10 protein-coding genes are annotated in these 12,969 nt (G+C 65.1%); 3 read left to right on the top strand and 7 right to left on the bottom strand.

The window, feature by feature from the left end:
- Window positions 1-4 precede the first annotated feature (4 nt).
- Window positions 5-517, bottom strand: coding sequence for a TetR/AcrR family transcriptional regulator (locus tag AT701_RS17035; protein WP_223495624.1), 513 nt, complete (start codon window positions 515-517; stop codon window positions 5-7).
- Between the two features lie 225 nt (window positions 518-742).
- Between AT701_RS17035 and AT701_RS17030 the strand changes: the two genes are divergently transcribed.
- Window positions 743-2,134, top strand: coding sequence for an MFS transporter (locus tag AT701_RS17030; RefSeq protein ID WP_003894852.1), 1,392 nt, complete (start codon window positions 743-745; stop codon window positions 2,132-2,134).
- A 113-nt stretch (window positions 2,135-2,247) separates the two neighbouring features.
- Here AT701_RS17030 and AT701_RS17025 read toward each other — a convergent pair whose 3' ends face one another.
- From AT701_RS17025 to AT701_RS36010, 6 genes are all read right to left on the bottom strand, one after another.
- Window positions 2,248-3,486: an HNH endonuclease signature motif containing protein gene (locus AT701_RS17025; RefSeq protein ID WP_058126267.1), complete on the bottom strand. Its 1,239-nt coding sequence runs from the start codon at window positions 3,484-3,486 to the stop codon at window positions 2,248-2,250.
- Between the two features lie 72 nt (window positions 3,487-3,558).
- Window positions 3,559-4,560, bottom strand: a complete 1,002-nt coding sequence (locus AT701_RS17020) for a formamidase (RefSeq protein WP_058126266.1) — start codon at window positions 4,558-4,560, stop codon at window positions 3,559-3,561.
- On the bottom strand, window positions 4,557-5,918 hold the full coding sequence (locus AT701_RS17015; protein WP_058126265.1) for a cytosine permease: 1,362 nt from the start codon (window positions 5,916-5,918) through the stop codon (window positions 4,557-4,559). Before AT701_RS17015 ends, AT701_RS17020 begins: the two co-directional genes overlap by 4 nt.
- A gap of 16 nt (window positions 5,919-5,934) precedes the next feature.
- Complete coding sequence (locus AT701_RS17010) at window positions 5,935-6,732, bottom strand: 5-oxoprolinase subunit PxpA (protein ID WP_058126264.1); 798 nt, start codon at window positions 6,730-6,732, stop codon at window positions 5,935-5,937.
- Window positions 6,729-8,927, bottom strand: coding sequence for an amidase family protein (locus AT701_RS17005; protein ID WP_058127649.1), 2,199 nt, complete (start codon window positions 8,925-8,927; stop codon window positions 6,729-6,731). Before AT701_RS17005 ends, AT701_RS17010 begins: the two co-directional genes overlap by 4 nt.
- A 91-nt stretch (window positions 8,928-9,018) precedes the next feature.
- Complete coding sequence (locus tag AT701_RS36010) at window positions 9,019-10,152, bottom strand: PucR family transcriptional regulator (RefSeq protein WP_058126263.1); 1,134 nt, start codon at window positions 10,150-10,152, stop codon at window positions 9,019-9,021.
- A gap of 74 nt (window positions 10,153-10,226) precedes the next feature.
- Here AT701_RS36010 and AT701_RS16995 point away from each other — a divergent pair, with 74 nt between their 5' ends.
- Window positions 10,227-11,549 (top strand): MFS transporter, encoded by a 1,323-nt coding sequence (locus AT701_RS16995; protein WP_058126262.1) that lies wholly within the window; start codon window positions 10,227-10,229, stop codon window positions 11,547-11,549.
- A gap of 56 nt (window positions 11,550-11,605) precedes the next feature.
- Window positions 11,606-12,937 (top strand): ArgE/DapE family deacylase, encoded by a 1,332-nt coding sequence (locus tag AT701_RS16990; protein WP_003894844.1) that lies wholly within the window; start codon window positions 11,606-11,608, stop codon window positions 12,935-12,937.
- The last annotated feature ends 32 nt before the right edge of the window (window positions 12,938-12,969 follow it).

Below are 12,969 nucleotides of genomic sequence, written 5' to 3'. Positions count from 1 at the left end.
TCGATCAATGTCCCGTACGGATACCTGCAAGCATCCGTTGGACGACCCGTTGCCGCCGTTTCGGGTTGGGCGACAGGCCGAGGGTGTCCTCCGTGACGTCGATCGAGGCGAGCAGCACCATCAGATCGGCAGCGTCCACATCGGGGTCGACGATCCCGGATTCGTGCAGTCGCCTCGTGAGGACCTCGAAGGCCTTCCGTGTCCGCTTTTTGGCGTCGGCCACCCCGCCGTCGAACTCGTCTTCCAAAGCGTGAGTGATCGAGCACGTGATCTTGCGAATGCGTAGGTAGTCGAGGGCGAACTGCTCGAAGGCCGACCACGATTCGCCTGTGGCTGCGAGGGTGGCGCGCTCACAGACCTCATCGAGCAGATCGATCACGGCCGCCGCCAGCAATGTCTCTTTACCGAGCGTTCGTCGGTACAGGGTTCCGACGCCCACGCCCGCAGCGTCGGCAATCTGCGCGGCTGACGGGTTGAGTTCGCCGTCGAGAACGATCTGCTTCGTCGCGGCCAGCAACGAGTTCAGGTTCCGTTCGGCATCTGCGCGCGGGGGACGGGTTCCGAGCAACAGTCTCAAGGCATGCGATGGCTCGGTCATGGCTCAAGATTACCTTAAGTGGACGTCGACATTCCGCTTGGTCTACCATCCAAGCGGAATGTCGCCGTCCGCTTAGGGGTACCCGTGAAGTCAGCCGCTCGCCGCCCTGTCCTTGTACTGGCCGCTCTGGCTTCGGGATTCATCATGGCGTCGATCGATTCGACGGTCGTCAACGTCACAACGGTGTCCATCGGCGAGAGCTTCGGCAGCACCACGGCGATGCTGACCTGGATTGTCGACGCATATGTGCTGACATACGCGTCTCTGTTGCTCCTGGGTGGCAGCTTGGCGACCTCCTTCGGCAGCCGACGGCTCTACATGCTGGGCATGGGGGTGTTTTTCGCAGCGTCCTTGGGATGTGCGGTGGCACCTTCGCCGGTATTTCTCATCGGCGCCCGTGCAGTACAGGGCATCGGTGCGGCCATGTTCATGCCCAGCTCACTGTCACTGCTGATCGCCCAGTTCACCGAACCGTCGCGCCGCGCCCGGATGTTGGGCCTGTGGTCCGCGATGGTGGCGACTGCCGCGGCGATCGGCCCTTCCCTCGGCGGCGTTCTGATCGGTTCTTTCGGGTGGCGCAGCATCTTCTTGATCAACATTCCCGTCGTAGTCGTCGGAATGGCACTCACTTTGAGGGTCGTCCCGAGGGTTTCGGGAACACGACAACGTGTCTCGCCCGTAGGTCATCTGACGATGTTGGGTGGTGTCGGGGCGGCGGCCTTCCTGCTCATCCAAGGGCACAGCAGCGGTTTCCGTTCACCGGTCAGCGTCATCGTTGCAGCAGTCGTGGTCATCAGTGGAGGGGTGCTCCTTGTGCAGCAGCGGCGCACCGTCAATCCCGTTGTGCCCTGGGATCTCTTCCGTGGTCGAGTGTTCTCCACTGTCAACGCGGTCGGCTTTCTCTACAGTGGGGCCTTGTACGGCTGTCTGTACGCGATGGGACTGTTCTTCCAGAACGCCCGCCATGTTTCGCCGATGGAAGCGGGCCTGCAGCTGCTGCCGATGACGATGTGTTTTCCACTGGGCAACATCCTCTACACCCGCATCCACCACCGAATCAGCAACGCGGCCATCATGAGTGTCTGTTTGTCGGTCGCCGGCGTAGCGACACTGCTTCTGATCGGCGTCGATCGGGAGACGCCGTACTGGCTTCTCGCGCTCGTGCTGGGGATCGCCAACAGTGGAGCGGGACTTGTCACGGCGTCCATGACCGCCGCGACGGTCGCCGCCGCAGGCGACCGTCACGCCAATCACGCCGGCGCGATCTTGAACGCCAACCGTCAGTTGGGGGTGCTGGTCGGTGTTGCGATCGTGGGGCTCATCGTCGAGTACAACGCTTCGTGGGATAGCGGCCTCCCCGTCGTCGCAGCGGTCATCGCCTCGGCTTACATTGCTGCGGGTTTTGCGGCAAGCACTCTGATCAGGTCGAGGGAGTCGAGAGAATCGTCTTCGCGGAAGCGCGCCGATCTGGGGGCACGCCACGCATCTGCAGGGGCGCAAAAGCACGTTGCGGAAACACATTGTGGCGCCCCGTGATCACCGACGGACGCTCAACCAGTCATGCCGGCCGCCGGTGCACGTAGTGCGGCGCGACGGCTGATGACTGGCGCGCCGATGCGTCAGGAGAGCGCGACATCTCGTCGCTCAACCTAGTTGGCTGACGGTGGTGGTTGGGGTCCGAAGGGTTGGTACCACCACCATTGGGCGCGTTCGCCGAGCGGGCCCGGACACGGTGGGACTGTCGGCGGTGGCGTGGTGGGGGTGCGGGCCAGCGACTGGTTGGTCAACAAGCGGCCTCTGTCGTCGGTGACGGTGAGCTGATCGGCCGGTCCGGTGATGGTGATCAGGCCCCGATGATGCGCGCGGTGGTGATAGGGGCACAGCAGCACAAGATTGGCCATCTCGGTCAGTCCGCCGTCTTCCCAGTGAACCAGGTGGTGGGCGTGCAGACCGCGGGTTGCGCTGCATCCGGGCACCACACAACACCGGTCGCGATGCTCCAGGGCGCGGCGCAGCCGGCGGTTGACCGTGCGGGTGGCCCGCCCGGTGCCGATCACCCGGCCCCGGAGTTCGAACCACACCTCACAAGTCGCATCACAGGTCAGCAAGCGGCGCTCGTCATCGCCGAGTAGCGGCCCCAGATGCAGGGCGGCCACCTTGCTCTTCAGATCCACGTGCACCGCCACCGCGGTGTGCTGACCGTGCGGGCGCCGGGTGGCCTCGCGGTCCCAGCCGGTCTCGACCAGAGCCATGAACGCATCCACATGATCGGGCATAGGCACCGCCGGGTCACCGGGATCCTGCTCACGTTCCCACCGGGCGATCAACCCCTCGTGGCTGGCCTCCAGCGCGGTGTCGAACTTCGCCGCCTCCGACCGCGGCAACGTGATGTGGTACGTCGTGTACCCGTCGCCCGGATTCGTTCTGATCGACCGCCGCGGTTCAGGTTTCGGTTCGGGTTCCGGTTTGGGTTCGAGGCTGATCGCTTTGCGCAACTGGCTGACCGTGGCCACCGACGCCAATGCGGCGTAATGCTCATCGGATCCGTCGGCTGCGCCCTCGGCGATCACCCCGACCTGATCCAACGACAGCCGCCCCTCACCCAAACCCTGCACACACCGCGGAAACTCCTCGGCGCGGTGTGCGACCGCGGCGATCGCCTTGGCGTTACGTTCCGAGGCTCCGGTCTTCCACGCCACCAACGCCGAAATCGACCGGGCACCCGTGGCGCCCCACAACCCGTCACGATCGATCTCGGCCACGATCTGCACAATCTTCGCGTCGATCGCATTACGCTGACCCGTCAACTCCGCCAACGCATCGAACAGCACCTCCAACCGCTCAACCGGAGTTGGTTGAGCAGCAGGAGAAGTCGCTGCCGACGTCATGACCCCATCATCGCAGAAGGGTCCGACAAACCCGGACCGCGCGCAGATTCACACGGAGTCAGGCGCACGAGCCTACTTCGCCCGCACGGTCTCCGGCGCGCCCCAGCCCGCTCCCGTGCCGTCCACGTGCCGCACCTCGTCCTCCCATGGCAACCGGTAAGTCCTGGCCACCAGGTCCTGCATGAAGGTGTACGGGCAGTCCTGGGCGCCACCCGTCACGGCGGTATATCCGCGGTGGCCGAGTTGGTAGATGTTGTTCTCCACGCCCCAGGTCCGTCGTGCCTCGTCGGCGCGGGAGGGAACGACCTCGGCGGTCACGATCCGGTCCGGTGTGCCGTCTCCGGACACGAGGATCGTGCCGTCGACATCGCAGACCATCGCCTCGCCCTGCGACCAGATGTTGTTCTGGTCGGGACCTGCTAAGGCAACCGACGCCGTGTAAGCTAAGTTGTGAAAGGCGTTGGTCTGGTTGGTGATCCGCCATGAGTGCTGGATCGGATAGGTGTAGCCGGCCGTGCGCAGGATCACGTTGGCGCCCTTGTATGCCGCCTCACGTGCCATCTCGGGCAGCATGCCGTCGTGGCAGATGATCAGCGCGAGTCGTGACCCCGAAGGGCCGTCGCACACGGGGACGCCGAGGTCGCCGGGTGCCCACGGTTCGGCAGGCACCCACGGGTGCATCTTCCGGTAGTAGAGTCTCTCTTCACCGTGATCGTCGATGATGATGCCGGAATTCCACGGTGCTCCACCGGGATTGCGCTCCATGATCGAGAAGCATCCCCAGACGCCGGCGTCCCGACAGGCATCGGCCAGCAGGGTCATCTCCGGTCCGTTTCGGTCGCACAGCAGAGAGTCGTCGAGCCAGGTGTCGGGGTCGAGGCCGTTGATGCTGTATTCGGGCATGACCACCAGGTCGATCGACGGCATGCCTTTCTTGGCGCCGACGACCATCCCCGCGAGACGTTCGGCCGTCGACTTGAGGTCACCGGGCTCTTTGATGACCGGAACTCGCGCCTGCACGAGACCCAGGACGAGTGCGCCCGGAGTCGGGTTCAATCCGTCGAGCCCGGTCATGCGACCACCTCGCTCACCGTGGAATCCGCGTTCTCGGCGGAGCTCCGGCGACCCGATACCATGTCGATCAGGAGGTATGCGACTGCGGCGCAGACCATTCCGGCCACGGCCTCGCTCAACTGAGGAGCCCAGTGATGTGTGGCGTACGCGCAGGCCGCGCCGATGATCCAGGCGGCGAAGGGCTCTGCCCGCAACGTTGCCGCCCTACGCGAACATGCGCGACGCGTAAGCAGCTGGTCGACGATCACGACGGCGCCGATCGACGGGACGAAGATGCCCAGGAGGTTCAGCCAGGTGGGGAAGTGGCTCCACACTCCGGCCAGTGCGATCGCCAATCCGAGGGCGCCCAGCACGAGGGTGAGGATGCGCATCCTGGAGCCGACGAGCTGACTCCACCCCACGGCGCCGTTGTACAGGCAGTGTGAGCAGACGGATCCGAGGTTGACGAACACGAAAATCACCGCGAGGACCGTCAGGATCGCGCCGTGGTCGACGAGGATCGGCAGGAAGTCGCCGCCGTCGGTGGCCGGGTTGAGGGCGCCGCCTGCGGCAACGATCACCGCGCCGGTGAGCATGGCGATGAGGTTGGCGACCGGGAAGGCGCTGAAAGCCGCGATGACAGCTTCCTTTCCGCCTTTGGACCAACGGGTGAAGTCCGCGGTCATGGTGCCCGAGTCGATGAAGCTGGCGACCACGACGGTCACCGCGGCGCCGATCGACAGCACGGTCGCACCGGTTCCGGCGCCTTCGTAGGAGGCGATTGCGCCCCAACCGTCGTCGCGGGTGACGAGGAAGACGGCCGTGACGCCCAGCACGATGAACAGTGGCGCGGCGATCATCCCGATGACGGTCAGCGCGCGTATGCCGATGAACGTGACCCCGATGTAGAGGAGCCCGGCGATCAGCACGATCAGTGTTTCGCTCCAGCCCAGGGACAGGTTGAGAGTTGCTCCGGTGAGCCCGGTTTGGAAGGCGAACCATCCGATCACGACGGTGGCGAGAAACCCGGTGACGATCTTCGAACCGTGTTGTCCGAAGGTTTCGGCCGCGCTCAGTGCGAAGTTCTTGCCGGTCTTGCCTGCGAGATACGACAGCGCGCCGACGTAGCCGAACAGAACGGCGTTGCCGACGACGATCGCCAGTACGCCTTTCCAGAAACCGAGTCCGTAGACGATGGTTCCGCCGAAGATGGCGCACGTGAGCACCATGGGAAAGCCGAACCACACGGCCGAGATCGACAACGTGGAGCGCCGGTGTGACTGCGGGACCGGCTGGTCTTCGAATTCCGATTCCAGGTGCAGTGGTTCGTCTCGTGGCGGTGTGTGTGATGAGGCGCTGATGGGACGGGATGTTGTCATGAGCGGACTTTCTGAACTATTCGCCGCCGAGGGCGGCGGTCAGGATGGGTTTTCGCGTCGTCGCTGACGCCGGTTCGGTGGGCGACCGGAACGTGTGGCCCTCGGCGGTGAGGGCGCTGCGTACCGCGGCGAGTAGCGCAGGGGCGCCAGGGGTGTCGCTGTGGACGCACACGGTCAGGTGAACATCGGTGCCGGTGGTTTCGCTGATGGCCGCCAACTGTGAGAGTGTGCGCGTGACCACCTGGTCGGGGCCACCGATGAGTTCGGCCGTGCGGTCGTACATCTGGACGACGCCGTCGCGGTACGGGCGGTCGGCGAAGATCTCGATCACCGGCGTCAGGCCGGTCTCCACGGCCGTGGTGTGCAGTGCGGAACCTGGCAGCACGTAGATCAGCAACGCAGGGTCGAGTGCGGTGACGGCAGCGCACACGGCTTCGGCGAGGTCGCGGTCCCGGTTGGCCATCATGTAGAGCGATCCGTGCAGTTTGAGATGTTGCATGGCAGTACCCTGCGCGCGGAGGAAGCCGTCCAGGGCACCGACCTGATACAGACAGAGGTCGTACGCCTCCTGCGCGGTCGTCGGGATTTCTCTCCTGCCGAACCCCAAGCGGTCCGGAAGCCCCACGTGGGCACCGACAGCCACGTCGTGCGCGTGGGCGAGCGCGACGCTGGTGCGCATGACGGCCGGGTCGCCGCCGTGGCCACCGCAGGCGATGTTGGCCGAGGTGATCAACGGCATCATCTCGGCGTCAGCACCGTAGGTGTAGACGCCGAAGCTCTCCCCGAGGTCGGCGTTGAGGTCGATGACGGTCACATCGTCACCCGCGCTTTCGATGCCTCGATCTGGGGCTGGCGGCGGGGCGCCTCGGCCAGTTCCCAGGCGCGCGCGAACCGCAGGAGCGCACGCTCGGTGAGCGGTCGTCCGACGACTTCCAGCCCCACCGGCAAGCCTGAGTCGGTGAAGCCGACGGGAATGCTCATCGCGGGCAACGACGTCTGCGACGCGATGATGGTGTTGGTGGGGAAGTTCAGTGCGGTCCAGCGTTTCGCGGCGAGATCGGCTCGGGTCGGTGCAGGCACCTGAACGGTGGGGTAGACGAGGAAGTCGATCTCGGCTTCGGCCATCTTCGCGAGCAACGTGCGTCGCCAATCCTCCTGGCGCGTCCGCTTCTTGAAGTACTCGGGATGATCTTCGGGGTTTGACGGTCCGTCGGCGATGTCGGCCAACAGGTCGGTGAGCGGGTGGAAGTCTCCGTGATCGACGATTTCGCGGATCGTCGTCGGTCCTGTGTGCCTGCGGGACCCCAGGAACTTCTCGAGGTCGAACTTGGATTGGATGGTGTACAGCGAGGTCTCGGCCACCCAGGTTTCGAGATTGCCGAGCACGATGCCGTCGACCACGCCTGTTCCGTGGTGTCGTAGGCGATCGATGGCAGCGCGCACGACACTGTTCGTCAGTTCCTGGTCGTCGCCGGCCCCGAATGCGTCGGTCAGTACCCCGACGCGGAAACCGGACAGCGTGTCGGCGTCGACGCCGTCGAGGGCCTCACCGTAGTCACCGACTTCGGGACCGGAGGTCGCCAGTGCGGTGTACGAGTCGGTGGGGTCGTAGCCGACGATGACGTCCAGCACCGCAGCAAGGTCGGATACGTTGCGCGCCATGGGTCCTGGGGTGTCCTGGAAGTGCACCAGTGGCGAGAACCCGGTTCTGGAGACCAGCCCGGTGGTGACCCGCAGCCCGAAGAGGTTTGTGAACGATGACGGCAGGCGGATCGATCCGCCGGTGTCCTCTCCGATGCCGACGAGGCAGAGGTTGGCGGTCACTGCCGCAGCGGTGCCCGCGCTCGAGCCTCCGGTCTCACGATCGAGGTCGTACGGGTTCTTTGTGTGGTCGGTGCGTGAGGAGAAGGAGAACCATCCTGCGGCGAAGTCGCACATGGCGGTCTTGCCGAGGATCACCGCGCCGGCCCTGCGCAGGCGGTCGACCACGGTGGCATCGGTATCCGGGATGTAGTCCGCGAACGCGGTCGATCCGAATGCCGTGGGGATACCTTTGGTTTCACCCTGGTCCTTGATCAGGATCGGCACGCCGTGCAACGGGCCGACGAGGGTGCCCGTGCGTGCGTACTTTTCGTCGAGCGCGCGAGCTTCGTCGAGCGCTGCGGGGTTGACGGTCACGACCGAGTTGAGCTGGGGACCGTCGGGATTGTCGATGGAGTCGAGTGTTGCGATGCGATCCAAATACCAGGCGGTGAGATCGGCGCTGGTGGCCCCGCCGGATTCGACGAGTCGGTGGAAAGAGCTGATCGAAAGCTCCTCGTAGTTCACGTTGTTCCCCCTGCCGGTGGTTGTGTCGGCGCCCAGTGCGCTGACGATGGCTTCTGCGGTGTGCTCGAGGTGCCGGGTCGTGGCATCGAGAAGGCCGTCGAGGTCTCGTGCGAGCATCAGCTGATACATGTGCTCGTGCTGACGGTCGGCTTCGGTGAAGTCGTGCATCGCCGACGCGTAGATCGCCATGTACGGCTGGATGCGATCCCAGATGTTGTGGATCAGTTCCAGAAGGTAACGGCTGTCGCCGCAGCTGCAGAACGTCTGGTGGAACTCACGGTTGAGCTCGCGCCAGGTGATGGCGCTGATTCCCGGGACAATCATCCGGTCGAGAACCGAGCGCAACGCCACGGTCGTCTCGGCGTCGAGCCGAGGCAGCGCCCATTCGGTCGCGAGCAGCTCAAGCCGTAGGCGGATCGTGAAAAGTTCGCGAATGGCCTTCGGCGACAACGTACTTATCGTGACCGCGCGCCGGTCGTACTCGACCAGGCCCTCGAAGCTCAGACGTTTGAGCGCCTCGCGGGTCGGCATCGTCGACACTCCGACCGATTCGGCGAGCGAACGAATGGACACCCGTGTGCCCGGCATGATCCGGCCTTCGAGGATGTTGCGCCGGATTCGCTGGTAGACGCTCTCGGCGAGAGTGGGCGTCTCCGCCGAGTCTTTGCTGTGTGATACCAAAGGCTTTTCGCCGGCTGCTGTGATCACACCAAGATCGTCGGCGCAGTCGATGACCTAGATGTTGTCGTGAAGTTTCAAGAATGTGACGTCATCAGTCGGCGGCTGCGTCGACCGCCAGCAGCAGTCGCAACGCGCCCGCATCGCGAGGGACTGCCGGGTCGAGGCCGGTACTGCTGGTCACCCTGGCCAGTCGGTTGATGACGGTGTTGCGATGGCAGTAGAGCCTGCGAGCGGTCTCGGTGACGGAACCGGTGTCGAGATAGATGCGCAGCGTGTCCGTGAGCAAGGTCTGATCGCGCGGAGGCAGTGACGACAGCTGGGCCAAAGCCTGTCTGACAAAAGCTGTTCCGACGACGCCCAGGCGCTGTGCGGCGATCTTGTCCCAGTGCAGGGCCACTGTGGCGGCGCGGCCGGGTTCAGCCCACCCGGACAGTTCACGCGCGAGGTGCCACATGCCGGCTATCTCGGAGAGGCCGCTCGCGGGAGGCGAGATCCCAGCCGGGATGTCGAGCAGAACCCTCGCTGCCTCAGGTTGCAACGCGTCTGCGGTGAGGATGGCGAACTCGACACCTTCGAGCTGTAGTACCGGTGACCGAGGGGCGCAGTGGGCGATCGACCGTGCGAATTCGTTGGGGTACTGGTCCCCTGACACGACCACGACGAATTCGCCGTCGGCAGGCAGACCGAGTGCGGCGGCCGCCTGCCGATGGAGCTGTGGGTCTCGGCTGCCCTCACTGAGCAGTTGCCGGAGCAGGAAGTTGCGCTCCAGTTCGAGTTCGGCGTTCACCCTCGATATTTCGTCGAGGTAGCCGGTCTGCACGTTGGTGGTGTGTCGTTCGACGGCGTTCCAGATCCACACGACAGAGTCCGAGATGGCCGACGCGCCGCCCGCGGTGTGTGCCGACAGCGCCTCCCAGATGAAGGGGAAATCCATTCGTACCGCGCGCAGGAGTGACTCGAGCGGAACCTGCTGGCGTGCGCGGCGGCGGCCGATGTTCTCGGAGTACTCCTGCAGTTCTGCCAATCGGTCCTCGCCCTTGATCATCTCGAACAGCAGTCGCAGCGTTGTGCGGGCGGTCTGGTGCAGGTCGTCATCGCTGACCACCGAGTTCGCATAGCCGGTGAGGGTGCGGACCTGCCGGACGTAAGCAGTGGCGATGGTCTCGAGATCCGCGAGGCAGGCGGTCACCCCGGGCAGACCCTCGCCCTCCAGCCGGTTGTGCATCTGCACACTCTAGCGGCCGATTCTTAGGAGCCCTGCGATTGTGGGTTGGAGTATCCGCTAACAGACTGGAAGGCATGAATCGTGTCACCGATGAAGCGGTGGAGCTTTCCGGCAGCGACGCCAGACGCATCGCGTTTGCGGCGTTCGTCGGCACAGCGCTCGAGTGGTACGACTACTTCCTGTTCGGCACAGCGGCAGCGCTGGTGTTCAACAGGCTGTTCTTCACCGACCTGGACCCTGCGGCCGCGACGTTGGCGTCGTTCGCAACCTTCGGCGTCGGCTTCGCCGCGCGGCCGATAGGCGCGGTCATCTTCGGTTACATCGGCGACCGGTACGGGAGGCGACCGGCGCTGTTGGCGACCATCATCATGATCGGTTGTGCGACAGGGCTGGTGGGCGTTCTGCCCGACTATGCCGCCGTCGGGATCGCCGCTCCGGCCATGCTCGCGATACTGCGTCTGGTACAGGGTCTCGCCGTCGGCGGCGAGTGGGGCGGTGCCACCACCATGGCCATCGAACACTCACCGATCAAGCAACGCGGTCGGTTCGCCGCGCTGGTTCAGATCGGCTCGCCTGTCGGCACTCTGGTCTCGTCCGGGGCGTTCGCCCTGGTGCTCATGCTGCCATCGGAGTCGTTCGATTCGTGGGGCTGGCGACTGCCATTCCTGGCCGCGTTCCCGCTGCTCGGCGTGGCGCTGTGGATCCGGCTGACGATGGAGGAGTCGCCGGTGTTCAAGCGTCTCGCCGAGCTGGAAGCCGCGGCCGAGGTGCCCGTACTCCAGCTCGTGCGCAACGCCGGTGGCCGGCTTCTGGTTGCCGTGGCGGCCGCGTTGCTCGGCGTGGGTGGCTTCTACATCATGACGACGTTCGTCGTCAGTTACGGCAGTAACGTGCTGGCGGTCGACCGTCAGGTGATGGTGAACGCGACGCTGGTGGCCGCGGTACTGCAGATCGCGGTGACCATCTTCGCCGGGCGCCTCTCTGAGAGGTTCGGCCCCGGCCGGATGACCGTCGCCGGGGCGGTGACGACCGCAGTTGCGGCATTCCCCCTGTTCTGGCTGATCGACACCCGCAACGCCTGGGCCATCACTGCGGCAGTCGCGTGCGGTATCGCCTTGATCACGCTGGCCTACGCAGTGACGGGAGCGCTTCTGGCCGAGCTGTTTCCGCCTGCGTTGCGGTACAGCGGCGTGTCGCTGGGATACAACCTCGCTGGAGCGCTGAGTGGTTTCCTGCCGTTGATCGCCACGGCTCTGCTCGCGGTCGGCGACGGCGCCTCCTGGCCCGCCGCCCTGGTGCTCATCGGCATCTGTGCCATCACCGCCATCGGCGGGTTGGCCGGCGAACGCATGCGACTGCGCCACGACCCGGTCGAGCACCAACCGGCGACTTCCTGAAACAGATCCGGAAACAACAGATTTGACACCTCGACTCATGATGGGCGGATGATCCCGTGACAACTATCCACGCCAAGACCCACGCCACCGTTCCGGCACTCACTCCAGAGCAGCGCGACCGGATCCTCGCCGCGGTGGATGCGCAGTTCGACAGGCAGCTGAAGTTCACGCAAGAGCTGGTCCGCCACCCGTCCCTGCGCGGAGACGAGGCTTCCGCGCAGGATCTGCTCTACGGCGCCATGTCGGGACGCGGCCTGGAGATGGACCGCTGGGAACTCGATCCCGAGCAACTCGCGACACATCCCGGCGCCGGAAAGGTCGAGATCTCCTACCGGGGCGTCGACAACGTCGTGGGCACCTACCGCCCCCGTCAGGAGCTCGGTCGATCACTGATCCTCAACGGCCACATCGACGTCGTTCCCGAAGGTCCGGAAGCCCAGTGGCAGCGTTCGCCGTGGGAGGCCGAGGTCGTCGACGGGTGGCTGTACGGACGCGGTAGCGGTGACATGAAGGCCGGATTGGTGGCCAACCTGTTCGCTTTCGACGCACTACGCGCCGCCCGACTGGAACCGCTGGGCCGCATCCACTTCGAATCCGTGGTGGAGGAGGAGTGCACGGGCAACGGTTCACTTTCGGCGTTGATGCGCGGCTACACGGCCGACGCCGTCCTGATTCCCGAACCCGAAGAGGACATGCTGGTCCGCGCGAACGTCGGCACCATCTGGTTCCGCGTTCGGGTCGCGGGGCATCCCACCCACCCCCGCGAGATGAGTTCCGGCTTCAACGCGATCGACGCGGCGTATTTCGTGGTCGAGAGGTTGCGCAGGCTGGAGGAGCGCTGGAACGCCGAGAAGGGGAAACACCGCCACTTCGAGGACCTCGAGCACCCCATCAACCTCAACGTCGGCAAGATCAAAGGCGGCGACTGGAACTCCAGCGTGCCCGCGTGGTGCGAACTCGATCTGAGGATCGCGTTCTATCCCGGCATCACGGCGGACGAGGCGTGGTCCGAGATCACGGCCGAACTCGCCGCCATCGAACACGACGGCAACGGCCACCCGGTCTCGGCCGAGGCGACGGCCACCGGGTTCTACGCCGAAGGCTATGTGTTGGAGGAGGGTTCGGATGCCGAGGCGATCCTGGGGGAGAGCCACGCCGACGCCTTCGGCGGTGCCCCGCTGCAGAGTTTCACGACCCCCGGTTACCTGGACGGCCGGGTCTTCGTCCAGTACGCGAACATCCCGGCGCTGGTGTACGGTCCGATCTCCAAGGACATCCACGGTTTCGACGAGCGGGTCGACATCGAGTCGGTCCGCCGCATCACCAAGTCGATCGCGCTCTTCGTCGCGCGATGGTGCGGCGTCGAAGACACGGCAGCGCGACACTGACACAATCGCCGGCGTAGTGATCTACGTATTTA

The sequence above is a fragment of the Mycolicibacterium smegmatis genome (assembly GCF_001457595.1).
GTDB classification, from domain to species: domain Bacteria; phylum Actinomycetota; class Actinomycetes; order Mycobacteriales; family Mycobacteriaceae; genus Mycobacterium; species Mycobacterium smegmatis.
Note: the sequence above shows the minus strand (reverse complement) of the source record. Positions and strands in the feature narration are given on the sequence as shown.

Excerpts from the sequence above, each read along its gene's own strand:
- AT701_RS17030 (WP_003894852.1), top strand. The coding sequence starts at position 743 with ATGGCGTCGATCGATTCGACGGTCGTCAACGTCACAACGGTGTCCATC.
- AT701_RS17015 (WP_058126265.1), bottom strand. The coding sequence starts at position 5,918 with ATGACAACATCCCGTCCCATCAGCGCCTCATCACACACACCGCCACGA.
- AT701_RS36010 (WP_058126263.1), bottom strand. The coding sequence starts at position 10,152 with ATGCACAACCGGCTGGAGGGCGAGGGTCTGCCCGGGGTGACCGCCTGC.
- AT701_RS17020 (WP_058126266.1), bottom strand. The coding sequence starts at position 4,560 with ATGACCGGGCTCGACGGATTGAACCCGACTCCGGGCGCACTCGTCCTG.
- AT701_RS17025 (WP_058126267.1), bottom strand. The coding sequence starts at position 3,486 with ATGACGTCGGCAGCGACTTCTCCTGCTGCTCAACCAACTCCGGTTGAG.
- AT701_RS16995 (WP_058126262.1), top strand. The coding sequence starts at position 10,227 with ATGAATCGTGTCACCGATGAAGCGGTGGAGCTTTCCGGCAGCGACGCC.